General features: G+C 65.6%; 20 protein-coding genes and 1 tRNA gene. 4 read left to right on the top strand and 17 right to left on the bottom strand.

Features of this window, described 5'->3' with window-relative positions:
• Positions 1 to 344: 344 nt before the first annotated feature.
• Positions 345 to 1,772, top strand: coding sequence for a GH1 family beta-glucosidase (locus ASG71_RS06195; RefSeq protein WP_056738575.1), 1,428 nt, complete (start codon positions 345 to 347; stop codon positions 1,770 to 1,772).
• Positions 1,773 to 1,809: 37 nt separating this feature from the next.
• Here ASG71_RS06195 and ASG71_RS17080 read toward each other — a convergent pair whose 3' ends face one another.
• From ASG71_RS17080 to rpoB, 7 genes are all read right to left on the bottom strand, one after another.
• Positions 1,810 to 1,935, bottom strand: a complete 126-nt coding sequence (locus tag ASG71_RS17080; RefSeq protein ID WP_268760362.1) for a hypothetical protein — start codon at positions 1,933 to 1,935, stop codon at positions 1,810 to 1,812.
• 140 nt (positions 1,936 to 2,075) lie between these two features.
• Complete coding sequence (gene tuf / locus ASG71_RS06190; protein WP_056737804.1) at positions 2,076 to 3,266, bottom strand: elongation factor Tu; 1,191 nt, start codon at positions 3,264 to 3,266, stop codon at positions 2,076 to 2,078.
• 264 nt (positions 3,267 to 3,530) lie between these two features.
• Positions 3,531 to 5,645 (bottom strand): elongation factor G, encoded by a 2,115-nt coding sequence (gene fusA / locus ASG71_RS06185; protein WP_056737803.1) that lies wholly within the window; start codon positions 5,643 to 5,645, stop codon positions 3,531 to 3,533.
• Between the two features lie 69 nt (positions 5,646 to 5,714).
• Positions 5,715 to 6,185 carry a 30S ribosomal protein S7 gene (rpsG, locus tag ASG71_RS06180; protein ID WP_026531948.1) on the bottom strand — a complete coding sequence of 157 codons (471 nt, stop codon included), beginning with the start codon at positions 6,183 to 6,185 and terminating at the stop codon, positions 5,715 to 5,717.
• 1 nt (position 6,186) lies between these two features.
• Positions 6,187 to 6,561, bottom strand: a complete 375-nt coding sequence (gene rpsL, locus ASG71_RS06175) for a 30S ribosomal protein S12 (protein WP_003803830.1) — start codon at positions 6,559 to 6,561, stop codon at positions 6,187 to 6,189.
• Positions 6,562 to 7,026: 465 nt separating this feature from the next.
• Entirely contained in the window at positions 7,027 to 10,926 is a 3,900-nt protein-coding gene (locus ASG71_RS06170; RefSeq protein ID WP_056737802.1) for a DNA-directed RNA polymerase subunit beta', read from the bottom strand.
• A 105-nt stretch (positions 10,927 to 11,031) separates the two neighbouring features.
• A complete protein-coding gene (rpoB, locus tag ASG71_RS06165; RefSeq protein WP_056737801.1) occupies positions 11,032 to 14,547 on the bottom strand; it encodes a DNA-directed RNA polymerase subunit beta in 3,516 nt (1,171 codons plus the stop codon).
• A 378-nt stretch (positions 14,548 to 14,925) separates the two neighbouring features.
• Between rpoB and ASG71_RS06160 the strand changes: the two genes are divergently transcribed.
• Both ASG71_RS06160 and ASG71_RS06155 read left to right on the top strand, forming a co-directional pair.
• Positions 14,926 to 16,125 carry an acetyl-CoA C-acetyltransferase gene (locus ASG71_RS06160; protein WP_056737800.1) on the top strand — a complete coding sequence of 400 codons (1,200 nt, stop codon included), beginning with the start codon at positions 14,926 to 14,928 and terminating at the stop codon, positions 16,123 to 16,125.
• Positions 16,125 to 16,628: an aminoacyl-tRNA deacylase gene (locus tag ASG71_RS06155; RefSeq protein WP_157366249.1), complete on the top strand. Its 504-nt coding sequence runs from the start codon at positions 16,125 to 16,127 to the stop codon at positions 16,626 to 16,628. The genes ASG71_RS06160 and ASG71_RS06155 overlap by 1 nt, the downstream gene beginning before the upstream one ends.
• Before the next feature lie 61 nt (positions 16,629 to 16,689).
• On the opposite strand, the gene ASG71_RS06150 is transcribed toward ASG71_RS06155, so the two are convergent.
• From ASG71_RS06150 to ASG71_RS06105, 10 genes are all read right to left on the bottom strand, one after another.
• Positions 16,690 to 18,519 (bottom strand): bifunctional metallophosphatase/5'-nucleotidase, encoded by a 1,830-nt coding sequence (locus tag ASG71_RS06150; protein WP_056737799.1) that lies wholly within the window; start codon positions 18,517 to 18,519, stop codon positions 16,690 to 16,692.
• Between the two features lie 228 nt (positions 18,520 to 18,747).
• Positions 18,748 to 19,125 carry a 50S ribosomal protein L7/L12 gene (rplL, locus tag ASG71_RS06145; protein ID WP_056737798.1) on the bottom strand — a complete coding sequence of 126 codons (378 nt, stop codon included), beginning with the start codon at positions 19,123 to 19,125 and terminating at the stop codon, positions 18,748 to 18,750.
• Positions 19,126 to 19,200: 75 nt separating this feature from the next.
• Positions 19,201 to 19,782 (bottom strand): 50S ribosomal protein L10, encoded by a 582-nt coding sequence (gene rplJ, locus ASG71_RS06140; protein ID WP_056737797.1) that lies wholly within the window; start codon positions 19,780 to 19,782, stop codon positions 19,201 to 19,203.
• 291 nt (positions 19,783 to 20,073) lie between these two features.
• Positions 20,074 to 21,183, bottom strand: a complete 1,110-nt coding sequence (locus tag ASG71_RS06135) for a GNAT family N-acetyltransferase (protein WP_056737796.1) — start codon at positions 21,181 to 21,183, stop codon at positions 20,074 to 20,076.
• Between the two features lie 158 nt (positions 21,184 to 21,341).
• The gene (locus ASG71_RS06130; protein ID WP_056737795.1) at positions 21,342 to 22,451 is read right to left on the bottom strand and encodes a GNAT family N-acetyltransferase; all 1,110 of its coding nucleotides are present in this window, start codon (positions 22,449 to 22,451) and stop codon (positions 21,342 to 21,344) included.
• Between the two features lie 95 nt (positions 22,452 to 22,546).
• Positions 22,547 to 23,254, bottom strand: a complete 708-nt coding sequence (gene rplA / locus ASG71_RS06125; protein ID WP_056737794.1) for a 50S ribosomal protein L1 — start codon at positions 23,252 to 23,254, stop codon at positions 22,547 to 22,549.
• 180 nt (positions 23,255 to 23,434) lie between these two features.
• On the bottom strand, positions 23,435 to 23,866 hold the full coding sequence (gene rplK / locus ASG71_RS06120) for a 50S ribosomal protein L11 (protein ID WP_003803853.1): 432 nt from the start codon (positions 23,864 to 23,866) through the stop codon (positions 23,435 to 23,437).
• A gap of 130 nt (positions 23,867 to 23,996) precedes the next feature.
• Complete coding sequence (gene nusG, locus ASG71_RS06115) at positions 23,997 to 24,824, bottom strand: transcription termination/antitermination protein NusG (protein WP_056737793.1); 828 nt, start codon at positions 24,822 to 24,824, stop codon at positions 23,997 to 23,999.
• A gap of 112 nt (positions 24,825 to 24,936) precedes the next feature.
• Complete coding sequence (gene secE / locus ASG71_RS06110; RefSeq protein ID WP_056738571.1) at positions 24,937 to 25,221, bottom strand: preprotein translocase subunit SecE; 285 nt, start codon at positions 25,219 to 25,221, stop codon at positions 24,937 to 24,939.
• 79 nt (positions 25,222 to 25,300) lie between these two features.
• Positions 25,301 to 25,373 (bottom strand) — tRNA-Trp (locus ASG71_RS06105).
• A gap of 285 nt (positions 25,374 to 25,658) precedes the next feature.
• On the opposite strand from ASG71_RS06105, the gene ASG71_RS06100 reads away from it, so the two are divergent.
• A complete protein-coding gene (locus tag ASG71_RS06100) occupies positions 25,659 to 26,876 on the top strand; it encodes a pyridoxal phosphate-dependent aminotransferase (RefSeq protein WP_056737792.1) in 1,218 nt (405 codons plus the stop codon).
• The last annotated feature ends 57 nt before the right edge of the window (positions 26,877 to 26,933 follow it).

Genomic DNA, 26,933 nt, shown 5'->3' with positions numbered 1-26,933 from the left:
CACTTACTCGTTGTATGGCTGCCGAAGCATTTGAAGTCGTAACTACCATCAGCCGCACAAGCTGAATCCGGATGAATCCGGGTTCCTCAACCTGCCGGCCAACCGACCCCCGCGGTCGGGCGTGTCGCGCATGGTGCACGTACTCGTCCGCAATTCCTTGGGATGTGGGTTATGTTTGGGCTCTTACCTGGACCCTGCCACCCGGCATTATCCGGATCGGGACGCGAAAGAGCGCTTGAACAACTCATCTAGTATGCCGGAATAAATCCGCAGAAGCGAATCAGCCCCCGGCCCGGGCCGCCGTCGTGATTGCCTTCGGCAACGGCCGGGACGAAGATAGGGGCATGACCGTGCAGGATTCCCCGGATGTCCGGCCCCTTGCCGCCCGGCTGCGGCCGGGCTTCGTGCTGGGGGTGGCGTCCGCAGCGTTCCAGATCGAAGGTTCGCTCGCGGCCGGCGGCCGCGGCCCCTCCGGCTGGGATGCCTTTGCGGAGAAGCCCGGGACCATCCGGGACGGCCACTCCCCCGCCGTCGCCTGCGACCACTACAACCGGGCGGACGAAGACGTCGACCTGATGCGCGAACTGGGGATCGATTCCTACCGTTTCTCCATCTCCTGGCCGCGGATCCAGCCGGACGGGACCGGAGCGTTCAACCCCGAGGGGCTGGACTTCTACGACCGGCTCATCGACCGGCTGCTCGAAGCCGGGATCGCGCCGATGGCGACGCTGTACCACTGGGACACGCCGCTGCCCCTGGAGCACCGGGGCGGCTGGCTGAACCGTTCGACGGCGGATCGGTTCGCCGACTACAGCGCCGCGGCCGCCGCCCGGTTCGGCGACCGCGTGACGCAGTGGGTGACGCTGAACGAGCCCGCCTCGGTGACCCTGAACGGCTATGCCCTCGGCGTCCACGCGCCCGGCCACGACCTGCTCTTCGATGCCCTGCCCTCGGTCCACCACCAACTGCTGGCCCACGGCCTGGCGGTCCAGGCGCTCCGCGCCGCCGGCGTCTCGGGTGCGGTCGGCGTGACCAACCTGCACTCGCCGGTGCGGCCGGCCAGCGGCTCGATCGCGGACAGGCTGCTGGCGAAGGTCTTCGACCTGGGACTGAACCGCATCTACGCGGACCCGGTCCTGCTCGGCAGTTATCCAAAGCCGCCCCTCGCCGCGCGCCCCTGGTTCCGGTTCCTGAACCGGATCTCCGACGCCGACCTGCGCACCATCCACCAGCCGCTGGACTTCTACGGGCTGAACTACTACTACCCGGTAAAGGTGGCCGCGGGCCACGGAACCGCGGAGAGCCCCGTCGGCACCGCGGAGGCGATGGCGCGGCTGCCGTTCCACTTTGCCGCCTACCCGGAGTACGAAACCACGGGCTTTGGCTGGCCGGTAGCCCCGGACCACCTGGGTCCGCTGCTGCGGGAGATGAAGGACCGGTACGGCGCTTCCCTCCCGCCGCTCTACATCACCGAGAGCGGCGCCAGCTTCCCCGAACCGGACCACGTGGAGGGGCCCGTGCCCGACGCCGGCCGGATCGGGTACCTTGCCGCGCACCTGGACCAGGCCCTGGCCGCGACCGCGCCGGGCGGCGTCGCCGAGGATGTCGAGCTGCTGGGGTACTACGTCTGGACGCTGATGGACAATTTCGAGTGGGCCGCCGGCTACTCGCAGCGCTTCGGCCTGGTCCACGTGGATTTTGATACCCAGGCCAGGACCCCGAAGGAGTCCTTCTACTGGTACCAGGCGCTCAGCCGGGCGCGATGGCGGTAGCCCGGGGTTCGTACCCTGACACCGGCGGCGGCGCTGCCTACCGGTTCTTGTTGGCGCGGTTGATCCGCTTTGCCCGCTCGATCTCATGCCGGAAGTACTTCCTGGCCCACAGGCCTCCCCCGGCGACAGCTACCGCCACCACCAGGAAAATGATCCATTCCATGCCGGACTCCTCTCTCCTCCTGCAACCGTAGCAGGGCTTTAAACAGAACAGCCCCGCTGCGGTGCAGCGGGGCTGTTCCTACCCATTCGGCGGCCGTCAGACGGCCAACCGGGCGGGGATCAAGCTCTGATCAGCAAGAATTACTTGATGATCTTGGTGACGCGTCCCGAACCAACGGTGCGGCCGCCTTCGCGGATAGCGAAGCCGAGGCCCTCTTCCATAGCGATCGGCTGGATCAGCGCAACGGTCATCTCGGTGTTGTCACCGGGCATAACCATTTCCGTGCCTTCCGGCAGGGTGATAACGCCGGTCACGTCCGTGGTGCGGAAGTAGAACTGCGGGCGGTAGTTGGAGTAGAACGGGTTGTGACGTCCGCCTTCGTCCTTGGAGAGGATGTAGACGTTGGCCTCGAAGTCGGTGTGCGGGGTGATGGAACCCGGCTTGACGACAACCTGGCCACGCTCGACATCGTCGCGCTTCAGACCGCGGAGCAGGAGGCCACAGTTCTCGCCGGCCCATGCTTCGTCGAGCTGCTTGTGGAACATCTCGATACCGGTAACCGTGGTCTTCTGGACCGGGCGGATGCCGACGATCTCGACCTCGGAGTTGATGGCGAGGGTTCCACGCTCGGCGCGGCCCGTAACAACGGTGCCACGGCCGGTGATCGTGAAGACGTCTTCGATCGGCATCAGGAACGGCTTGTCACGGTCACGTACGGGGTCCGGAACGGACTCGTCGACGGCTTCCATGAGGTCCTCGATGGACTTGACCCACTCCGGGTCGCCTTCCAGGGCCTTGAGGCCGGAAACGCGGATGACCGGGGCGTTGTCGCCATCGAAGCCCTGCGAGCTGAGCAGCTCACGAACTTCCATTTCGACGAGGTCGAGGAGTTCCTCGTCCTCAACCATGTCAGCCTTGTTCAGCGCGACCAGCAGGTAGGGAACGCCAACCTGGCGGGCGAGCAGAACGTGCTCGCGGGTCTGGGCCATCGGGCCGTCAGTGGCGGCAACCACGAGGATTGCACCGTCCATCTGGGCAGCACCGGTGATCATGTTCTTGATGTAGTCAGCGTGACCCGGGGCGTCTACGTGGGCGTAGTGGCGCTTCTCGGTCTGGTACTCAACGTGGGAGATGTTGATGGTAATGCCGCGCTGACGCTCTTCGGGTGCAGAGTCGATCGACGCGAAGTCACGCTTTTCGTTGAGAGACGGGTACTTGTCGTACAGTACCTTGGAAATGGCGGCCGTCAGCGTCGTCTTACCGTGGTCAACGTGACCAATGGTACCGATGTTAACGTGCGGCTTAGTCCGCTCGAACTTTGCCTTTGCCACAGGTTCCTCCTAGAACGTTTTCAAATGACTTGCCCTTCGCCCGCGCTTGTCGCGGCCGAAACTCCAGCAAGTCTACTTGGGGGGCTTTGGTTTGGTGAAATTGCAGAGTCAGGAACTAATACTAGTGCCTAGCGCCTGTTCGCGCTGGCGGCCGGCCCGGCCTGGCCGGACTGCAGCCGACCGGAATCCGGCCGCCAGCGCCAGGTGAATTCCCTGTGGAGGAAACGCACCCGAGTTATGAAGTTGCTGCGTGCAGTCCGGAGACTACTCGCCGCGGCTCTTCTGGATGATCTCGTCGGCAACTGCCTTCGGGACCTCGGCGTAGCTGTTGAACGTCATGGAGTACACAGCGCGGCCCTGGGTCTTCGAACGCAGGTCACCGATGTAGCCGAACATGCCGGACAGCGGAACGTGCGCGCGGATGACCTTGACGCCCTGGGCATCTTCCATGGACTGCATCTGGCCACGGCGGGAGTTGAGGTCACCGATAACTTCACCCATGTATTCCTCAGGGGTGCGGACCTCGACATCCATCAGCGGTTCAAGCAGGACAGGGTTCGCCTTGCGTGCGGCTTCCTTGAAAGCCATACGGCCGGCGATCTTGAACGCCATTTCCGAGGAGTCAACATCGTGGTAAGCGCCGTCAATCAGCGTTGCCTTGATGCCGACGACCGGGTAACCGGCCAGGACGCCGTCGTTCAGTGCATCCTGGATACCCGCGTCAACAGACGGGATGTATTCGCGCGGAACGCGGCCACCGGTGACCTTGTTCTCGAACTCGTACATCTCGCCTTCGGAAGTGTCCAGCGGCTCGATGGCGATCTGGATCTTTGCGAACTGGCCCGAACCACCGGTCTGCTTCTTGTGCGTGTAGTCGTGACGCTCCACAGCACGCTTGATGGTTTCGCGGTAGGCGACCTGGGGCTTGCCCACGTTTGCCTCGACCTTGAATTCGCGGCGCATGCGGTCCACCAGGATGTCCAGGTGGAGCTCGCCCATGCCGGCGATGATGGTCTGGCCGGTGTCTTCGTTGAGGGAGACCTGGAAGGTCGGGTCCTCAGCGGAGAGCTTCTGGATGGCCGTGGAGAGCTTCTCCTGGTCACCCTTGGTGTTCGGCTCGATCGCAACCGAGATCACGGGCTCCGGGAAGCTCATGGACTCGAGGACGATCTGGTTGGCCGCATCGCACAGGGTGTCGCCCGTGGTGGTGTCCTTCAGGCCGATCGCTGCGTAGATGTGGCCCGCGGTAGCGCCGTCAACCGGCATTTCCTTGTTGGCGTGCATCTGGAACAGCTTGCCGATGCGCTCCTTCTTACCCTTGGTGGAGTTGACCACCTGGGCGCCCGCTTCGACGTGACCGGAGTACACGCGGATGAAGGTGAGCTGGCCGAAGAAGGGGTGCGCGGCGATCTTGAACGCCAGTGCGGAGAACGGCTCGTCAGCGGAAGGCTTACGGGTCAGTTCCTTCTCTTCGTCGCGAGGATCGTGGCCGACCATCGGGGGGACGTCGAGCGGGTTCGGCAGGTAGTCCACGACGGCGTCGAGCATCGGCTGGACGCCGCGGTTCTTGAACGCGGAGCCGCAGAAGACCGGGTAGAGCTCGGAGTTGATCGTCATCTTGCGGATGCCGGCCTTGAGCTCGTCGATCGTGATCTCTTCGCCCTCGAGGTACTTCTCCATGAGCTCTTCGGAGGACTCGGCGACGGTCTCAACGAGGGCCGCGCGGTACTCCTCGGCCTTTTCCTTGAGGTCGGCCGGGATCTCCTGGATCTCGTACTTGGCACCCATGGTGACGTCACCCTTGGAGTCGCCGGGCCACACCAGGGAACGCATGTAGAGCAGGTCGACGACGCCGATGAAGTCGTTCTCGGCACCGATCGGCAGCTGCATGACGAGCGGCTTGGCACCGAGGCGGCTGATGATGGTGTCGACGGTGAAGTAGAAGTCAGCGCCGAGCTTGTCCATCTTGTTGACGAAGCAAATGCGCGGGACGTTGTACTTGTCGGCCTGGCGCCAAACAGTCTCGGACTGCGGCTCCACGCCTTCCTTGCCGTCGAACACGGCGACGGCACCGTCGAGGACGCGCAGGGAGCGCTCAACCTCAACCGTGAAGTCCACGTGGCCGGGGGTGTCAATGATGTTGATCTGGTTGTTCTCCCAGAAGCAGGTCACGGCGGCAGACGTGATGGTGATGCCGCGTTCCTTCTCCTGTTCCATCCAGTCGGTGGTCGACGCGCCGTCGTGCGTTTCGCCGATCTTGTGGTTCACACCCGTGTAGAACAGGATGCGCTCGGTAGTAGTGGTCTTGCCGGCATCAATGTGGGCCATGATGCCGATGTTGCGGACCTTGCTAAGGTCGGTAAGCACGTCCTGTGCCACGGTGTCTCCCTTTCGGATGGACTGCACGTTCGCCGCCGACTCGGTTGAGCCGACGGCGTCCGGGAAGTATTACCAGCGGTAGTGTGCGAAGGCCTTGTTGGACTCGGCCATCTTGTGGGTGTCCTCGCGACGCTTCACAGCGGCACCGAGACCGTTCGAGGCATCCAGGATTTCGTTCTGGAGGCGCTCGGTCATCGTCTTCTCGCGGCGGGCCTTGGAGTAGCCGACCAGCCAGCGGAGGGCGAGGGCCGTGGAACGGCCCGGCTTGACCTCGACGGGGACCTGGTAGGTCGCGCCGCCGACGCGGCGGGAGCGGACCTCGAGGGAAGGCTTGACGTTGTCCATGGCCTTCTTGAGGGCTGCGACCGGGTCGCCGCCGGACTTGGCGCGTGCGCCTTCGAGGGCACCGTAGACGATGCGCTCTGCGGTGGACTTCTTGCCGTCAACCAGCACCTTGTTGATCAGCTGCGTGACCAGCGGGGAGCCGTAAACGGGATCTAGTACTAGCGGCCGCTTGGGGGCCGGACCCTTGCGAGGCATATTACTTCTTCTCCATCTTTGCGCCGTAGCGGCTGCGTGCCTGCTTACGGTTCTTCACACCCTGGGTATCAAGGGCGCCACGGACGATCTTGTAACGGACACCCGGAAGGTCCTTAACACGGCCGCCACGGACGAGCACAATGGAGTGCTCCTGCAGGTTGTGGCCTACACCGGGGATGTAAGCGGTGACTTCAATGCCACCGTTGAGGCGCACACGCGCAACCTTACGGAGAGCCGAGTTCGGCTTCTTCGGGGTCGTGGTGTAAACGCGGGTGCAAACACCACGGCGCATGGGGCTGCCCTTAAGCGCGGGAGCCTTGGTCTTCGAGACCTTAGGCGTGCGGCCCTTGCGGACCAGCTGGTTAATCGTAGGCACTCTCGTGTTCTCCGTTTTATCCGGAGCGGCCGTTGGCGGCCGCTCTCTTGTCGCTGCGCCCCGCCGCTCGAGCTTTGAAGATCTCTCCAGAGCAGCTGAGGCGAAGCCTTAATAGTCGGACCGCATGCACGGGCCCCGGATTCTCATCCTGAAAGGCCCCTAGGCATGCGAAAATGTGGCATACGTTGCACAAGAACCCTGCAAACCGGAAACGTCGTCCTGGTTTAGCTCTTCAGCTCGAAGCTGTTGGCTAAACCGGCGCTCTCATCCACTGCCACAATAACAATTAGTCTCCAGTCTAACATGGACGGCCCCCAGCCCTTAATCGGCGCGGACCGGGGCCTCCACAGCGCCGCCCGCTCCCCCGTCCCTCCCCCCCGACGGTTGCGCCGTCCACGCCGTGACCGGCTTAAACGGAACGGTCCCCCACCGTGTGGTGGGGGACCGTCGCGGGACTGCTAACCCTTAGCGGAAGTCGCTGCCCAGGTCGTAGTCATCCAGCGGGATGGCGTGGAACTCGGGAGCTCCGTCGCCGCCCAGCGAATCGTAGGAGAAATCGCTGAAGGCGCTCGGGCCGGTAAACAGATTGGCCTTCGCTTCCTCAGTCGGTTCCACCGTGACCTCGGTGTAGCGCGGGAGACCCGTGCCGGCCGGGATGAGCTTACCGATGATGACGTTTTCCTTGAGGCCGAGCAGCGGATCGCTCTTGCCTTCCATGGCCGCCTGCGTGAGGACGCGGGTGGTCTCCTGGAAGGAAGCTGCGGACAGCCAGGACTCGGTCGCCAGGGACGCCTTGGTGATGCCCATGAGCTCGGGACGGCCGGAGGCCGGCGTCTTGCCCTCGGAAACCACGCGGCGGTTGGCATCCTCGAACCGGCTGCGTTCGGCGAGCTCGCCGGGCAGCAGGTCCGATTCACCGGACTCGATGACCGTGACGCGGCGCAGCATCTGGCGAACGATAACCTCGACGTGCTTGTCGTGGATACCGATGCCCTGGCTGCGGTACACGCCCTGGACCTCGTCCACCAGGAACTTCTGCGCGGCACGGGGACCCATGATGCGCAGCACCTGCTTGGGGTCGACCGGACCGTTGATCAGCTTCTGGCCAACGCTCACGTGCTCGCCATCCTCGATCAGGAGGCGGGAACGGCGCAAGACCGGGTAGGCGATCTCTTCGGACCCGTCATCGGGGGTGATGACCAGTCGCATCTGGCGCTCGGACTCTTCAATGGTGATGCGTCCGGCTGCCTCGGCAATCGGCGCAACACCCTTCGGGGTACGGGCTTCGAACAGCTCCTGGATACGGGGCAGACCCTGGGTGATGTCGTCGCCGCCGCCGGCGGAAACAGCACCACCGGTGTGGAAGGTACGCATGGTCAGCTGGGTACCCGGCTCACCGATGGACTGGGCGGCGATGATGCCGACGGCCTCGCCGATGTCCACGGTCTTGCCGGTGGCCAGCGAACGGCCGTAGCAGAGCGCGCAGGTGCCGACGCTGGACTCACAGGTGAGTACGGAGCGGACCTTGACCTCGGTGATGCCGGCTGCGAACAGTTCGGCAATGACAACGTCGCCGCAGTCGGTGCCGGCCGCGGCCAGGACGTTGCCCTTGGCGTCGACGACGTCGACGGCCAGGGTGCGGGCGTACGCGCTGTTCTCGACGTTCTCGTCCAGGACCAGCTCGCCGTTGGCGTCGGCCACGGCGATCGGGGTGACGAGGCCGCGCTCGGTGCCGCAGTCTTCTTCACGGACGATGACGTCCTGCGAGACGTCCACCAGACGACGGGTCAGGTAACCCGAGTTGGCGGTACGCAGCGCGGTGTCGGCCAGACCCTTACGGGCACCGTGCGTGGCGATGAAGTACTCCAGCACCGACAGGCCCTCGCGGTAGGAGGACTTAATCGGACGCGGGATGATCTCGCCCTTCGGGTTGGCCACCAGGCCACGGATACCCGCGATCTGGCGGACCTGCATCCAGTTACCACGGGCACCGGAGGACACCATGCGGTTGATGGTGTTCATCGGCGACAGGCTGTCACGCATCGCCTGGGCGATCTCGTTGGTTGCCTTGTTCCAGATCTCGATCAGTTCCTGGCGACGCTCGTCGTCGTCGATCAGGCCCTTGTCGTACTGGCCCTGGATCTTCGCGGCCATGGTCTCGTAACCGGCGAGGAGCTCCGGCTTGGACGCCGGAACCTCGATGTCGGAGATGGCGACCGTGACGCCCGAGCGGGTTGCCCAGTAGAAACCGGCATCCTTCAGGTTGTCCAGCGTTGCCGCCGTGACGACCTTCGGGTAACGCTCGGCGAGGTCGTTGACGATCCGGGACAGCTCGCCCTTGTCGGCAACAGCCTCAACCCACGGGTAGTCCGCGGGCAGCGTCTGGTTGAAGATGACCTGGCCAAGGGAGGTCTCGACCAGCGCGGTCTGACCCGGCTCCCAGCCTTCGGGAGCTTCCCAGCCGGCGTACGGGACGAAGTCGTCGAGACGGATCTTGATCTTGGAGTTCAGGTGCAGCTCGTGCAGGTCGAACGCCATGATCGCTTCCGAGATCGAGGAGAAGACCCGGCCTTCGCCCGCCGAACCGACACGCTTGGTGGTCAGGTGGTAGAGGCCGATGATCATATCCTGCGACGGCAGCGTCACCGGGCGGCCGTCGGACGGCTTCAGGATGTTGTTCGAGGACAGCATCAGGATCCGGGCTTCGGCCTGGGCTTCGGGGCTCAGCGGCAGGTGGACTGCCATCTGGTCGCCGTCGAAGTCGGCGTTGAAGGCGCCGCAAACCAGCGGGTGGAGCTGGATGGCCTTGCCTTCGACCAGCTGCGGCTCGAACGCCTGGATGCCGAGGCGGTGCAGGGTGGGTGCACGGTTGAGCAGCACCGGGTGTTCGGTGATGATCTCTTCGAGCACGTCCCAGACCTGCGGGCGGTAGCGTTCGACCATCCGCTTGGCCGACTTGATGTTCTGTGCGTGGTTGAGGTCAACCAGGCGCTTCATCACGAACGGCTTGAAGAGCTCCAGCGCCATCTGCTTCGGCAGGCCGCACTGGTGCAGCTTCAGCTGCGGACCGACGACGATGACCGAACGGCCGGAGTAGTCGACGCGCTTGCCGAGGAGGTTCTGGCGGAAACGGCCCTGCTTGCCCTTGAGCATGTCGCTCAGGGACTTCAGCGGACGGTTGCCCGGTCCGGTGACCGGACGGCCGCGGCGGCCGTTGTCGAAGAGGCTGTCAACGGCTTCCTGAAGCATGCGCTTCTCGTTGTTGACGATGATCTCCGGAGCACCGAGGTCAAGCAGGCGCTTGAGGCGGTTGTTCCGGTTGATCACGCGGCGGTACAGGTCGTTCAGGTCGGAGGTCGCGAAGCGGCCGCCGTCGAGCTGGACCATCGGGCGCAGTTCCGGCGGGATCACCGGGACGGCGTCCAGCACCATGCCGAGCGGGCTGTTGTTGGTCGTCAGGAACGCGTTGACCACCTTGAGCCGCTTCAGGGCGCGGGTCTTGCGCTGGCCCTTGCCGTTGGCGATGATGTCGCGCAGCATGTCGGACTCGGCCTGCATGTCGAAGGTTTCGAGGCGCTTCTTGATCGCCTCGGCACCCATGGCGCCTTCGAAGTACATGCCGTAGCGGTCACGCAGTTCGCGGTAGAGGCCCTCGTCGCCCTCGAGGTCGGCGACCTTGAGGTTCTTGAAGCGGTCCCAGACCTGCTCGAGGCGCTCGATCTCGGCGTCGGCGCGCTTGCGCACGTTGGCCATCTGGCGGTCGGCGGAGTCGCGGGCCTTCTTCTTGTCCGCGGCCTTGGCACCCTCGCCCTCGAGACGGGCAAGCTCGTTCTCCAGGTCGCGGGCGATCGTGGCGATGTCCGAGTCGCGGTTGTCGATCAGCTGCTTCTTCTCGATGTCGTGCTCAACCTGCAGGTTGGGCAGTTCCTCGTGGCGTGCATCAGCGTCGACGCTGGTGATCATGTAGGCGGCGAAGTAGATGACCTTTTCGAGGTCCTTCGGCGCCAGGTCGAGCAGGTAGCCCAGGCGGGACGGAACGCCCTTGAAGTACCAGATGTGCGTGACCGGGGCGGCCAGCTCGATGTGGCCCATGCGCTCACGGCGCACCTTGGCGCGGGTGACCTCAACGCCACACCGCTCGCAGATGATGCCCTTGAAGCGCACGCGCTTGTACTTGCCGCAGTAGCATTCCCAGTCGCGGGACGGGCCGAAGATCTTCTCGCAGAAGAGGCCGTCCTTCTCGGGCTTGAGCGTGCGGTAGTTGATGGTTTCCGGCTTCTTAACCTCGCCGTAAGACCAGCCGCGGATGTCTTCCGCGGTGGCGAGGCCGATCTGCATGAGGCCGAAGGAGGATTCGCTGGACATAGGGTCCCTGTTCTCTCTTGTTCTCTAAATTCTGAAGTCTTGGGTTACGGGAAGAGGGAGGTCGTCCACGACGGCGGGCGCGGGCCCGCCGTAGTGGACTCCCTGCTAGACCTCTTCTACGGAACTGGGCTCTGCACGAGACAGATCGATGCCCAGTTCTTCCGCAGCCGTGAAGACTGCGTCATCAGAGTCACGCATTTCAATTGTGGTTCCGTCCGTGGAAAGCACTTCCACGTTCAGGCACAGCGACTGCATTTCCTTGATCAAGACCTTGAAGGACTCAGGAACGCCCGGCTCCGGGATGTTCTCGCCCTTGACGATGGCTTCGTAGACCTTCACACGACCGTGGATGTCATCAGACTTGATCGTGAGGAGTTCCTGGAGCGTGTAGGCGGCGCCGTAAGCCTCGAGCGCCCACACTTCCATTTCACCGAAGCGCTGGCCACCGAACTGTGCCTTACCACCCAGCGGCTGCTGCGTGATCATGGAGTACGGGCCGGTGGAGCGCGCGTGGATCTTGTCGTCCACCAGGTGGTGGAGCTTCAGGATGTACATGTAGCCGACCGAGATCGGATCCGGGAACGGCTCGCCGGAGCGGCCGTCAAACAGGCGGGTCTTGCCCGAGGAGTTGATCAGGCGGTCGCCGTCGCGGGTGACGTTGGTGGAGTCCAGCAGGCCCGTGATTTCTTCCTCACGGGCGCCGTCGAAGACCGGCGTCGCGACAGTGGTCTGGCCACTTTCGCGCGGCAGGTTCGGCAGCTGCTTGACCCACTCGGGCTCGCCCTCGATCTTCCAGCCGGTCTTGGCAACCCAGCCGAGGTGCGTTTCGAGCACCTGGCCGACGTTCATACGGCCCGGGACACCCAGCGGGTTCAGGACGATATCAACGGGGGTGCCGTCAGCAAGGAAGGGCATGTCCTCGACCGGAAGGATCTTGGAGATGACGCCCTTGTTGCCGTGGCGGCCGGCGAGCTTGTCGCCGTCGGTGATCTTGCGCTTGGCGGCCACGTAGACGCGGACCAGCTGGTTGACGCCCGGGGGCAGCTCGTCGTCGTTGTCGCGGTCGAAGACGCGGACACCGATCACGGTGCCGGACTCGCCGTGGGGCACCTTCAGGGAGGTGTCGCGCACTTCGCGGGACTTCTCACCGAAGATGGCGCGCAGCAGGCGCTCTTCCGGGGTCAGTTCGGTCTCGCCCTTGGGGGTGACCTTGCCGACCAGGATGTCGCCGGCTTCGACCTCGGCACCGATGTGGATGATGCCGCGCTCGTCCAGGCCCGCGAGGACCTCTTCGGAGACGTTCGGGATGTCACGGGTGATTTCCTCGGCACCAAGCTTGGTGTCGCGGGCGTCGATCTCGTGCTCCTCGATGTGGATCGAGGACAGGACGTCCTCGGCCACGATCCGCTGGGACAGGATGATGGCATCCTCGAAGTTGTGGCCTTCCCATGACATGAATGCCACGAGCAGGTTCTTACCGAGGGCGAGCTCGCCCTGGTCCGTTGCCGGGCCGTCGGCGATGATGCCGCCGACTTCCAGGCGCTGGCCTTCGTTTACCAGAACACGGTGGTTGTAGCAGTTGCCCTGGTTGGAGCGGGCGAACTTGCTGATCCGGTAGTTGGTTTCCGTTCCGTCGTCGTTGAGCACGACCACGAGTTCGGCGGAGACCTCGGTGACCACACCGGCCTTCTTCGCGATGACCACGTCACCGGCGTCGACGGCGGCGGCGCGCTCCATACCGGTGCCGACGAACGGCGCCTCGGAGCGGACCAGCGGCACGGCCTGACGCTGCATGTTGGCACCCATGAGTGCACGGTTGGCATCGTCATGCTCGAGGAACGGGATCAGGGCGGTTGCCACGGACACCATCTGGCGCGGGGAAACGTCCATGAACTCGACGTCGGCGGCGGGAACCAGCACGGGCTCGCCTCCACCACCACGGGCACGGACCAGGACGGTCTCCTCGGCGAACTTCTTGTTCTCGTCGAGCGGCGCGTTGGCCTGGGCGATCAGCACCTCGGCCTCGTCGTCGGCGGTGAGGTACTGGACCTCATCGGAGACGATGCCGTCCTTGACCAGGCGGTACGGGGTCTCGATGAAACCGAACGGGTTGATCCGGCCGTAGGACGCCAGCGAACCGATCAGGCCGATGTTCGGGCCTTCAGGGGTTTCGATCGGGCACATACGTCCGTAGTGCGACGGGTGGACGTCACGGACTTCCATGCCGGCGCGGTCACGGGACAGACCGCCCGGGCCCAGCGCGGACAGGCGGCGCTTGTGGGTCAGGCCCGAGAGCGGGTTGTTCTGGTCCATGAACTGGGACAGCTGGGAGGTTCCGAAGAACTCCTTGATCGCTGCCACCACGGGGCGGATGTTGATCAGGGTCTGCGGCGTGATCGCCTCGACGTCCTGGGTCGTCATCCGCTCGCGGACCACGCGCTCCATGCGGGACAGGCCGGTGCGGACCTGGTTCTCGATGAGCTCGCCGACGGCGCGGATACGGCGGTTGCCGAAGTGGTCGATGTCGTCGATCTCGACGCGCAGCTCGTGGTCCTGGCCGTCGCGCTTGCCCATGAGGGTCTTCTCACCGGCGTGCAGGGCGACCAGGAACTTGATCATGGCCACGATGTCTTCAACGTGCAGGACCGAGGCTTCCTTGTCGCCAAGGGAGCGGTCGATGCCAAGCTTGCGGTTGATCTTGTACCGGCCGACCTTGGCCAGGTCGTAGCGCTTGGAGTTGAAGTACAGGTTGTCCAGCAGGGACTGGGCAGCCTCAACGGTCGGCGGCTCGCCCGGGCGCAGCTTCCGATAGATGTCCAGCAAGGCGTCCTCGCGGGTTTCGGTGGCGTCCTTCTCCAGCGTCGCGCGCATGGAGTCGTACTGGCCGAACTCTTCGAGGATCTGGCCTTCGGTCCAGCCGAGGGCCTTCAGCAGCACGGTGACGGACTGCTTGCGCTTGCGGTCGAGGCGGACGCCGACTTGGTCGCGCTTGTCGATTTCAAGCTCGAACCAGGCGCCGCGGGACGGGATGATCTTCGCGGTGAAGATGTCCTTGTCGCTGGTCTTGTCGGCGGTGCGCTCGAAGTACGCGCCCGGGGAACGGACCAGCTGCGAGACGACGACACGCTCGGTGCCGTTGACGACGAAGGTGCCCTTCTCGGTCATCAGCGGGAAGTCACCCATGAACACGGTCTGCTGCTTGATTTCGCCCGTGTTGTTGTTCATGAACTCGGCCTTGACGTACAGCGGAGCCGAGTAAGTGGCGTCCCGGTCCTTGCACTCGGCCATGGTGTACTTGGGGTCAGCGAACTCCGGCTCGGAGAAGCTCAGGGACATGGTGCCCTGGAAGTCCTCGATCGGGGAGATCTCTTCGAAGATGTCGGACAGGCCCGAGGTGGTGGCGACGCTGAGGTCGCCTTCCTCGACGGCTTTCGCGACGCGCGCCTGCCAGCGTTCGTTCCCGACCAGCCAGTCAAAGCTGTCGGTTTGCAGGGCAAGCAGATTCGGAACGTCAAGCGGTTCGTGAATCTTGGCGAAGGAGAGCCGGCGGGTTGCACCGTCGGTGCTGTCGGCATTGATAGCGGTAGCGTTGTTTACATTAGAGGTGCTCGAGGCGACCAAGAGGGATCCTTCCACAGACCTTCAGGCGTTTTCAGATCTCCCCCGTTATGCACCCTGCGAAAGTGACTCCGCAGTGCTACCAGTCCGGTTCCGCTATATGACCCGGGACCCGCACTGCCCATGCTGGTGCACGTTGTAGACGGCACATTGATGGAGCAGCTGCCAGGCTAAGCCCACCGCTATATGAAGGCTGAAGGTAAACAGGGAAGACGCAAATATCTACGATACGGCAAAGCAACCTACTTGTCTACCCCACTTGCGGCCACAATGCAAGCACGGCCCCCTCCCCCGGCAGCGCGGGCCGGCGGGAGCAAATGGCCCGGTGACGGGGGTCACGATAGCCTAGAAGGACACCGCCACAGATCGGAAGAGATAATCATGAGCAACTCCGCGGACAACAACGATGTTGTCATCCTCGCCGCCGCCCGCACCCCGCAGGGCCGGCTGAACGGGCAGCTGTCCGGCTTCACCGCCGTCGAGCTCGGCAGCCATGCGATCCGTGCGGCCCTGGCCGCCGGCGGAGTGCGGCCGGACCAGGTCGACTCGGTCATCATGGGCCAGGTCCTGCAGGCCGGCGCCGGGCAGAACCCGGCCCGCCAGAGCGCCATCGGCGCCGGCATCGGCTGGAATGTTCCGACCGTGACGATCAACAAGGTCTGCCTTTCCGGCCTCACCGCCGTGATCGACGCCGCGCGGCTGATCCGCAGCGGCGAGGCCGCCGTCGTCGTCGCCGGCGGCCAGGAGTCGATGAGCCGGGCCCCGCACCTGCTGCCGGGGTCGCGGCAGGGCTGGACCTACGGGTCGGTCCAGGCGCTCGATGCCGCCGCCCACGACGGCCTCACCGACGCCTTCGACGGGCAGTCGATGGGCCTGTCCACGGAAAGTAAGAACGTCACCCTCGGGATCGACCGCACCTCCCAGGACGAAGTGGCGGCGGCCTCGCACCAGCGTGCCGCCAGCGCCGCCAAGGACGGCGTGTTCGACGGCGAGATCGCCCCGATCAGCGTCAAGCAGCGCAAGGGTGAACCGATTCTGGTCAACAGTGACGAGGGGGTCCGTCCGGACACGTCCGTTTCCTCGCTGGCCGGTCTGCGCGCCGCGTTCGCCACCGACGGCACCATCACCGCCGGTAACTCCTCCCCGCTCTCCGACGGCGCCGCCGCCCTGGTCCTCAGCTCCCGGCAGTTCGCCGAGGACAACGGCCTGGAGTACCTCGCCGTCGTCGGCAAGCCCGGCCAGGTCGCCGGGCCGGACAACTCTCTGCACTCCCAGCCCTCCAACGCGATCAAGAGTGCCCTGGAGCGGGCCGGGTGGACCCCCGCGGACCTGGACTTCATCGAGATCAACGAGGCCTTCGGCTCGGTGGCCGTGCAGTCCCTCAAGGACCTCGACTACCCGCTGGAGCAGTGCAACATCCACGGCGGCGCCATCGCCCTGGGCCACCCGATCGGCGCTTCCGGCGCCCGCCTGGCCCTGCACGCGGCCCACGAGCTCAAGCGGCGCGGCACCGGCAAGGCGGCCGTCTCGCTCTGCGGCGGTGGCGGCCAGGGCGAGGCCCTGCTGCTGTACCGCGACTGATGAGCGAGCTGGCCTCGGGCGAGGGCCGCGGGGGCGGCGCCGGCAGGAAACGGTTCCTGGCCGACGCCGCTGCCCGCGGCCTGGCCGTTGACCTCGTGGAGCGGCAGGCCGCGGCCAGCCTGGAGGAGGCCGCCGCGATCCTCGGCATCCGCCCCGGGGACATCGTCAAGTCCCTCGTGGTCAAGCGCAAGGACGGCAGCTTCCTTTTTGCCTTGGTCCCCGGCGACCGGCAGATCTCCTGGCCCAAGCTGCGCCAGCTGGTCGGGGTCAACAAGCTCTCGCTGCCTCCCGCCGACGTCGCCCTCGCGGCCACCGGCTACGAGCGCGGCACCATCACCCCGCTCGGCAGCACCACCGCCTGGCCCGTCTACGCTGACGCCGCCGTCGCCGGGCGGCGGATCTCCGTGGGAGCCGGCGAACACGGCTACAGCGCCTTTGTCGACGCGGACGCGCTGGTGGCCGCGCTGGGCGCCGTCGTCGCGGACATCACCGAGCCCCTCTGACTGGTAGCACGCCCGGGTTAACTGCTCCCGAGCCCCCGGCCAGCTGCCTGGCGGGCCGGAATCAGGCGGTCACGGTCAGGGGCTCGCCGTTGACCGTCAGGCGCCAGTTGGCCTGGCTGAACACCGCCGCGTCCAGGGTGCCGCGGTCCACGACGTAGTCGATGATGCGCTGCCGGATTTCCTGCTGGCTGTTCGAGAGGACCGGGGCCGACTTGACCCCGGGGAACCCGCCGCCGCCGCTCTGCCGGTAGTTGTTGATGGCCATGGCGAACTCCATGCCCGCGGGGACGGGCGCGCCGTCGTAGCTCAGGTTGCGGATCCGGTCCCCCACCGGGCGGGCCAGGTCGATCTCGTAGTTCAGCGGCGCGTCCAGGCCGTAGACGACGTCGTAGTTGTAGTCCGGGGTCCCGTTGGGCGCCAGCGCCGTCGCGGCATTGGTGACGTCCGCGGCCCGGGCCGTCGTGCCGCTGACCGCCTTGAAGTACTGCGCCGACCACTCGAGGTAGTCCTTGACCTGCGCCCCGGTGACCTTGATGGACAGCAGGGTGTTGTCGAAGATGTACAGCCCGGCCACGTCCCGGATGGTCAGCGGTCCGGCTTTGACGTCCACCGAGCGGGAGAACGCTGCCGCGATGGACAGCACCGGCAGCCCGGCGGCCGGACCGTTCGCCAGTTCGGCCTTGACGGTGCTCGCCTGGACATAGTTGATCGCATCGATCGCCGCCGAGTCCTCCCAGCAGGCGGTGGCCGTGCTCAGCGGGGCGGTGGACGTGCCGATCACCTGGTTGACGTACTTCACCGTTGCCTCGTGTCCGGCCTGGACGGCGCTGACGACGGCGGGATCGGCGTCGACCGTTTTGGCGTCCAGCAGGTGAGCGTGCGCCGAGGCGACGAGCCACTGACCCCGGTGCTTGACCAGCTCCAGGTCCATGACGGACACGCGCATCCCCCACTTGAGGGGTTCGGTCAGCAGCACCGGCCGGCCGGTGGCCTTGTTGGTGACGAACCGCTCGGGGATCTCCAGGTGGGCATGGCCGACCAGTATAGCGTCGATCCCCGGGACCTCTTCGGCGAGCTGCGTGGAGGCGTTCTCGGGGAAGGGCAAGGCATCGCCGTAGGACGAGCCCGGGGTCGCACCGGAGTGGCTGGAGACGATGACGACGTCGGCGCCCGCGGCCTTCATCTCGGGGATGACCGTCTTCGCCTCCTCCACGATGCCGTTGAAGTCCAGCTTGCCTTGGACGTTGTCCCGGTCCCACAGGGCGCAGCCGGGGGTTACGAAGCCCACAAGACCGACGGTCAGCCAGCCGTTTTCGGTTTTAACCCGCTTGAGGACATACGGGGTGAAAGCGCGGCGGCCGGTGCCGGCGTCGTGCACGTTCGCGCCGAGCAGCGGGAAGTCCAGCTGCTTCTCCCAGGTCCGCAGCATCGGGATGCCGTAGTTGAACTCGTGGTTGCCGAGCCCGACGGCGTCGTAGCCCACCGCGTTCATCGCCAGCGCCATCGGGTGCTTGACCGTCTCGGAGATCGGGTTGACCTTGGCGAAGTAGTAGGCCAGGGGCGTTCCCTGGATCGTGTCGCCGGAGTCGATGGTGAGCGTGTTGGCGGCCCCGCGCTCGGCCCGGACGGCCTTGATCAGGGTTGCGGCCTGGGCGATGCCAACTTTGTTGCCCGCGGCGTCTGCGTAGGGCAGGTCCTTGAAGTAGTCCCAGTTGAAGACGTTGTTGTGCAGGTCGGTGGTGCCGAGCACGGTCAGGGTGAACTGCTTGCGGCCGTTGGCCGGGGTGGCCTGCGCAGCCGGGGCGGAGAGCGCGGCGGCCGCCGCACTGCCGCCGACGAAGGCCGCGGTGAGCATGGCGCGGCGGGAGAAAGCGGTGGAGGGATCAGTCATGGTGGGGGCTCCTTGGTAGCGGCCGGTCGGCACAATGCCACAGTCTAGGGCCGCTGTCCCGCCATGAAAAGAGAGCAGACAATCATTTGTGCTGCGTTCACCCGGTGCACACCGGGGACCGCCGCCGGGGCCCACGAGCCCGCAAACGCAGGAAACCCCGCCCACCGAAGTGGACGGGGTTTCCCGAAGGGCCGGCCCCCGTATCCCGGGGAGCCTTGGCGGGCCGTGTTACTTGAGGGTAACGGTGGCGCCGGCAGCCTCGAGCTGCTCCTTGGCCTTCTCGGCAGCTTCCTTGGTGGCGCCTTCGAGGACAGCCTTCGGTGCACCGTCGACCAGGTCCTTGGCTTCCTTGAGGCCGAGGGAGGTGATGGCGCGAACTTCCTTGATCACTGCGATCTTCTTGTCGCCAGCAGCTTCGAGGATGACGTCGAAGTCGGTCTTCTCTTCAGCCTCTTCAGCAGCGCCGCCACCGGCGGGGCCGGCAACTGCAACCGCAGCAGCGGTAACTTCGAAGGTCTCTTCGAAGAGCTTGACGAACTCGGAGAGCTCGATGATGGTCAGTTCCTTGAAAGCTTCAATGAGCTCTTCGTTGGTGAGCTTCGCCATGGTTGGCGTCCTTCCTATAGTGGTGCCGGTCGGCATGCGCCGTGTCCCCGCACCGGAGTCTGGTTTGTAAGAGAGTTAGTTCTCTTCGGCAGCTGCGGCTTCGGCCGGAGCTTCAGCTTCTGCTGCGGGGGCTTCTTCAGCGGCGGGCGCTTCGGCAGCTGCCGGTGCACCGTTCTCTTCTTCAAGCTTGAGGCGCAGAGCGTCGATGATGCGTGCAGCAGCGGCGGCGGGTGCCTTGAGGACACCGGCAACCTTGGCGAGCTGCAGCTCACGGGACTCGAGTGCTGCCAGGGCAGCAACTTCGCTGGCGTTCAGTGCCTTGCCCTCGAAGTAACCGGTCTTGATGACCAGCTGCTTGTTGGCCTTGGCAAAATCCGTCAGGCTCTTGGCAGCGGCAACTGCGTCACCCTTGATGAACGCGATTGCAGTGGGGCCGGCAAGCTGGCCGTCGAATGCTTCGACACCGGCTTCCTTGGCTGCAATTGCGGTCAGGGTGTTCTTGACGACCGAGAACTTGGTTTCCTGGCCGAGAGAAACACGCAGCTGCTTGAGCTGTGCAACGGTGAGCCCACGGTATTCGGTCAGGACAGCGGCGGTCGATTCCTTGAAATCGTTAGTGATCTCAGCTACTGCTGAAACCTTGCTAGGCGTTGCCATAACCCTCCTTCCGGGGATAATGCCGGTTTGTCCGGGTCCCCGCTCAGGTGAGCTAAAACTAAAAACGCCCCGCGCAGATGCACGGGGCTTGGCTCGACGCGGTCGTACCGCGGAACTTTGCTTCGTTCACCTGCGCCGGCCGCCCTATGTCAGGGTCCTTCGTCCGGAAACCCACGGGGCCTCCCGGCGCGGCTGCAGAATTGAGCCTTGCTTGGGAGAGTGGATTTCCAACAACCGACGGTCTTTGGTTCTCCCAGCTTACGGGACGCCCCCGGCATGCTCCAAATCGGCTCAGCTGACGCTGGGGCGCAGGTCCGGCAGTTCCTTCTGCCAGATGCCCGTCACCCCCGCGGTGGTGAAGCCAAGCTGCTGGTTGACCGTCAGCAGGTAGCGGTTCTCCGGCGCGTTCCAGGTGTAGAGCACCCGCGCGTCCGGGAACTGCTCGGTCAGGCGTTCCATGTTGGCAACCTTGATCAGCAGGCCCAGTTTGTTGCCGCGGTGCTCGGCCAGCACGACGGTATCGTCCTGGAAGACGACGTCGGGGCGCAGCGCCAGCACGCTGATGGTGGTCAGGCCGACGAGGGTACCGCTCGCGAGGTGCTCGACGGCGGTGACCACGGTCCGCCGGCCCTGCGCGATGGCGACCTCCTCGGCCTCGCGCAGGATGCCGCCGTCGAACACCAGGGTCCCGTCCTCGGCGCCCGGGATGCCGTCCTCCCCGGCGCTGTTCTCCAGGGCCGCGACGGCTTCCAGCCACTGTTCCGGGCAGCGGTCCGTCCAGTGGTGCAGCCGGTAGCGTCCCGCGTTGGCTTCCTCCGCCTCGGCCTGCAGTGCGGCAACCAGGCTGCTGTCCAGCGGCAGGGTGCAGGAGCTGAACTGCTCGATGTGCTGCAGGGTGTAGCCGGTGTGCTGGGCGAATTCGACCTCCCGGCTCTTGAGCGGGACGAAGCCCAGGCCGGAGCCGGGGATGAGCTGCCCGGCGGCGCTGTCGGCCAGGGTGGCGGCGGGGTGGTTGGTGTCGATCAGGATGGTGTGCCGGCCTTCGTCCCGGGCCAGGTGCTCGGCGGCCTCCAGCAGTTGCCGTCCGACACCGCGGCCCTGGAATTCGGGAAGGATGTCCAGGGTGAATTCCGCGAGTTCCTGGTTGTCCGCGAGCGGCAGGGCGATGTCCACGGTCCCGATAATCACGCCGTCGACCTTGGCCACCAGGATGACCTGGCGTTCGTAGGGGTCCGCCATCTCCAGGAGCTTCTCGAGCGGGGCGTAGGCGAGGTCGTCACTTCCCCACGTCTGCATCCGGACCTTGCGCCCCACTTCGACGGCGGCGATGAAGTCTGCGGCGTCGTCTCCGTCCAGCGAATCCGGGATCCACAGCTGCTCGACCCGTACCTCGTGCTCCATAGCGGGCATGTTCCCAGCCATCCTGCCGCCCGATGCTCCACCGGCCAATGCGCTACTGGCCGGTGCGGGCCCGGCTCGGGGCCGGGCCTTCAGGGCCAGCATATGCCGGTTCCCGCCCGCATTCCATGCCCTGCCCGGGCGGTTTCGGGTACTCCGGATCAGCCCCCGCCGGCCCCGCCGGCGGCCGGCAGCGTGCGCTGCCATTCGCCGTCCCAGCCGGCGGGCCGGAACCCGAGGGCGACGTTGATGGCGAGCATGTGGTCGTTCTCCGCCGCGTTGAACGTGGTAACGCGCTCGACCTCCGGGTAATCCGTGAGCCGCCGCAGGTTGGCGATCTTGACGAGCATGCCCAGCCGGTGGCCGCGGTGCGCTGCGGCCACGAGGGTGTCGTCCTGGTCGGCGAGCCACGGTTTCCCGGGCGCGAGTTCGAGCACGGTGTACGCCGCCAGCTCGCCGCTGCCGGTGTGGCGGGCGGCCGTCACCAGGGAGACGTTCCCGGCCCTCTTCCAGGTGTCCTCGACGTGCCGCACCCTGGCTGCGTCCCAGGTCTCCTCGTCGTAGCTCAGTCCTCCCGTGGGGGCGTCGGTGCTCATCCTCGACATGAGCTGCGCGAGTTGGTCGACGTACTCCTCCGGGCAGTGGTCGGTCCAGCGCAGCAGTTCATAGCCGTCGGCCCGCGCCAGCGCCTCGCCTTCGAGCCGGTCCAGTTCCGGGGCTGCGGCGGCGAGGTCCAGGCTGCTGTAGCGCTCGACCTGTTCCAGCCGGTAACCGGCGGCGGCGGCAAAGCGGACGCCCCGGGCCGAGGCCGGCACGGCGCCGGTCCCGGTCTGCGGGGTCATCACGTCCGGGCCCTCCGGGTCGAAGTCGGCCGGATGCTCGGTGAAGGTCATCAGGACGGTCCGGCCGTCTGCGCCGGCGAGGGCCTCGGCGTGCTGCAGCAGCGCCCGGCCGATCCCCCGGCCGGCGTAGGCGTTGAGGACGGCGACGTGCAGGAGGGCGCTGGTGCGGTTTTCCTGCTGCTCGAAGCGGACCCAGGATTTGGCCGCCATCTCGCCGTCGACGCGGACGAAGAAGAGCCGCGTGCGGGTGTACGGGTTGTCCCGCCAGTAGCGCAGCCGCCCCGCGGCCGGCGTGGCCCGGTCCAGGTGGCCCCAGGTTTCCAGGGTGAGCGCGTCGCAGAGCCGGCCGAACTCAACGAACTCGGCAGCGTCGGCGGCGTCGAGGGTTTCCGGCAGGTGCAGGGGTTCAATGGCGTAGGCGGCATTCACCGGGTCAGCCTAGCCGCCGCCGGGACATGGAAAAAGACCGCCCCGCCGAGGCGGGACGGTCTTTCTCTGCTTGCGCGGCAGGGCCGCGTCGAGGCTTAGGCCTCGGTCAGGACCTTGGTGACGTTGGGGTCAACCGAGATGCCCGGACCGAACGTCGTGGCGACGGTGGCCTTCTGGATGTAGCGGCCCTTCGAAGCGGAGGGCTTGAGGCGCAGGACCTCTTCCAGTGCGGCGGCGTAGTTCTCGGCCAGCTTCACGGCGTCGAAGGAAACCTTGCCGATGATGAAGTGCAGGTTCGAGTGCTTGTCGACGCGGAAGTCGATCTTGCCACCCTTGATGTCGTTGACGGCCTTGGTGACGTCGGCGGTCACGGTACCGGTCTTCGGGTTCGGCATCAGGTTACGCGGACCGAGGACCTTGCCCAGGCGGCCCACCTTGCCCATGAGGTCGGGGGTGGCGACGGCGGCGTCGAAGTCGGTCCAGCCGCCGGAGATCTTCTCGATCAGGTCGTCGGAACCAACGAAGTCGGCGCCGGCGGCGATTGCGGCCTCGGCCTTGTCACCGGTGGCGAAGACCAGGACGCGGGCGACCTTGCCGGTGCCGTGCGGCAGGTTGACCGTGCCGCGGACCATCTGGTCGGCCTTGCGCGGGTCAACGCCCAGGCGGAAGGCGACCTCGACGGTGGCGTCGAACTTGGACGGGTTGGTGTCCTTGGCGAGGGTCACTGCCTCGAACGGCGCGTAGAACTTCTCCGCGTCGATCTTGGCGGCGGCTGCCTCATATGCTTTGCTGCGCTTTGCCATGCTGCTTTTTCTCCTTGTGCAGTTGTGGTCTGCGGACCGCGCTGGGCCCTGCCACAGTCGGGCATCCGAAGGCTATTGACGGATTTCCGATATTCAATGTTCAGGTGGTGCCGGTCGCCCGGCGGTGCTGTCCGGCGTCGTGGTCGGTTTCCCGTCCCGGCGCCGCGTCAGCGGTGGGTACTAGCCCTCGACGGTGATGCCCATGGAGCGGGCGGTGCCGGCGATGATCTTCGCGGCGCCTTCGAGGCTGGTGGCGTTGAGGTCTTCCATCTTGGTGGAGGCGATCTCGTTGACCTGTGCCTGGGTCAGCTTGGCAACCTTGACGGTGTGCGGGGTAGCCGAACCCTTGGCGACGCCTGCGGCCTTCTTGATGAGCTCTGCAGCCGGCGGGGTCTTGGTGATGAACGTGAAGGAACGGTCTTCGTAGACCGTGATTTCCACGGGGATAACGTTGCCGCGCTGGGCTTCCGTCGCAGCGTTGTACGCCTTGCAGAATTCCATGATGTTGACACCGTGCTGGCCAAGCGCAGGACCGATCGGCGGGGCCGGGTTGGCGGCACCTGCCTGGATCTGCAGCTTGATGAGGCCGGTGACCTTCTTCTTGGGAGCCAATGTAGGGTCCTTCTCTCAATTACGTCCTGGGACACAGGAGCGTGCCTCAGGTGGTTGGCCGCCATGGCGAGGCGGCCGGCCGCTCCAGGGCTGCTAAGCGGGCAGCCCGGGGCGAATTCTGTGGGTGGTGCTAGATCTTGCTGACCTGGTTGAACGCCAGGGTCACGGGGGTCTCGCGCTCGAAGATCGAGACCAGCACCACGAGGGTCTGGGACTCGGGTTTGATCTCGGCGATCGTCGCGGGCAGGGTCTCGAACGGGCCCTCCTTGACGATGACGGATTCGCCGACCTCGAAGTCGACGGCCACGGGAGCCTGGTTCTGCTTGTTGACCGGCTTGCCCTTTTCGGCCTGCTCTTCCTCGAAGACGGGGGCGAGCATGGAGAAGACCTCGTCCAGGCGCAGCGGCACGGGGTTGTGGGCGTTGCCCACGAAGCCGGTGACACCCGGGGTGTGGCGGACGGCGCCCCAGGAGGCGTCGGTCAGGTCCATGCGGACCAGCACGTAGCCGGGGATCCGGACGCGGTTGATGACCTTGCGCTGAGCGTTCTTGATCTCAACGACTTCCTCCATCGGAACCTGGATTTCGAAGATGTAATCTTCCATGTCCAGAGTCTGGATGCGGGTTTCCAGGTTGGCCTTCACGCGGTTCTCGTAGCCGGCGTAGGAGTGGATGACGTACCAGTCACCCTCCTGGCGGCGCAGCTTGGCCTTGAATTCTTCGGCGGGGTCCACGGGAGCGGCAGCGGCGGCGGCGGCAAGGGCGTCGCCCTCCTCGGCTTCCTCGGCGTCGCCGGCAGCGGACTCTTCGACGTCGACGTCGGCTTCAGCGGCGGTCTCGTCGGCGGCGTCGGATTCGGGCGCAGCAGACGCGGCCTCGGACTCTTCCGGGGTTTCCACCACGGCGTCCTGGCTCTTATCCAGCTCAGTCTCAGTTACCTCGAGCTCCTGCTCAGACACTTGGTCTCCTGCTTCCTCATTGCCTAACATGCCTATTTAAATGACTCAATTCCGCACACCCCGCGGAAAGCCCGGATTAGCGGGCGTCCACGCAGTCTGCGGACCGGTCGCCTTAGCGGTCCGTGGCGCCCGTTCCGCCGAAGACCCAGCTCACTCCGGTCCCGAAGGCCAGGTCCAGCAGGGTGACGATCACCATCATGATGACCACGAACACCAGCACCACGAGTGTGTAGTTGATCAATTCCTTGCGGGTGGGTGCGACAACCTTCTTCAGTTCACCGATGACCTGGCGGACGAAGAGTGCAATCCGAGCGAAGAATCCTGCCTTGGGGGCGTTCTTGGCGGGGCGGCCCTTAGAGCTGCTGGCAGCCGTTTCGGTCACCTGATCCTCACTCATCCTTGCGATGTCGGACACCCGGCTCTGGACTGAACCATGGTTGCTGCGCTTGTTCCGGTGAAATCCGGAACAGCTTGCGCAGGGCAGACAGGACTCGAACCTGCAACCTGCGGTTTTGGAGACCGCTGCGCTACCAATTGCGCCACTACCCTATGGATCGAAAACCGGCCAAGACGCGCCTGTTCCGCAGGTTTCCCTGAGGCGCACGCCATCATCGTGTTTTCAACACCGGAGAACCAGTCTACGCAACATCTGCGTCCACGTCGAACCGGCCCGTTCCGCCCTGGCTGCCTGCGGCGTTTTGCACGCCGTGAGGCCGCAAAACCGCGCGGGTCACATTCGACCCCGGCACCCCGGAGGATCCGCAGATCAGCATAGAGTAGATTTCGTCGAATCCCACATCCAGCCCTGAGCTGTACGCGAAGAACGGACCCGCAATGCCTGCCGCCCGCATTTCCCAGCGCATTTCCGCCATAGCCGAATCCGCCACACTGGCTGTCGATGCCAAGGCGAAGGCGTTGAAGGCTGCCGGCAGGCCGGTCATCGGTTTCGGTGCGGGTGAACCCGACTTCCCCACCCCGGACTACATCGTGCAGGCCGCCATCGAGGCCGCCGGCCAGCCGAAGTACCACCGCTACTCCCCCGCCGGAGGGCTGCCCGAGCTGAAGCAGGCGATTGCGGCTAAGACCTTCCGGGACTCCGGCTACAAGGCCGAGGCATCGCAGGTGCTGGTCACCAACGGCGGGAAGCAGGCTGTCTACAACACCTTCGCGACGCTGCTGGACCCGGGCGATGAGGTCATTGTCCCGACGCCGTTCTGGACCACCTACCCGGAAGCGATCCGGCTGGCGGGCGGCGTCCCGGTTGAGGTCTTCGCCGGCCCGGAGCAGGAGTACCTGGTCACCGTGGAGCAGCTGGAGGCGGCGGTCACGGACCGCACCAAGATCCTGCTGTTCGTCTCCCCCTCCAACCCCACCGGCGCCGTCTACACCCCGGAGCAGGTCCGGGAGATCGGCCTCTGGGCCGCATCCCGCGGCCTCTGGGTGGTCACGGACGAGATCTACGAGCACCTCACCTACGACGGCATGCCATTCTCCTCGATCGCCACCGCCGTCCCGGAACTGGGCGACAAAGTGGTCATCCTCAACGGCGTCGCCAAGACCTACGCCATGACCGGCTGGCGGGTCGGCTGGATGATCGGCCCGGCCGACGTCATCAAGGCCGCCACCAACCTGCAGTCCCACGCCACCTCGAACGTCTCCAACATCCCGCAGATCGCCGCCCTTGCCGCGGTATCCGGCCCGCTGACCGCGGTCGACGAGATGAAGGTGGCCTTCGACCGGCGGCGCAAGGCCATCGTGGCCGGATTGAACGCGATCGAGGGCGTGGACTGCCCCACCCCGAAGGGCGCCTTCTACGTCTACGCCGACGTCCGGGCGCTGCTGGGCAAGGAGTTCCCGACGGCGAACGGCCCGGCCCGGCCCTCGACCTCGGCCGAGCTCGCGGCACTGATCCTGGACGAGGTCGAGGTTGCAGTGGTGCCCGGCGAGGCCTTCGGCCCGTCCGGCTACCTGCGCCTCTCCTACGCGCTGGGCGATGAGGACCTCGCAACCGGCGTCGGCCGCCTGCAGGACTTCCTCGGCAAGGCGAAGTAGCAGCCCTCCTACCCCGATGCGCTATCACTTTTAGTCCTCATCAGCAGGTTTTGAGGA

It is taken from the genome of Arthrobacter sp. Soil763 (genome assembly GCF_001428365.1).
In the GTDB taxonomy this organism is placed as follows: Bacteria; Actinomycetota; Actinomycetes; order Actinomycetales; family Micrococcaceae; genus Arthrobacter.
This window is presented reverse-complemented; position numbering and strand designations above follow the sequence as displayed.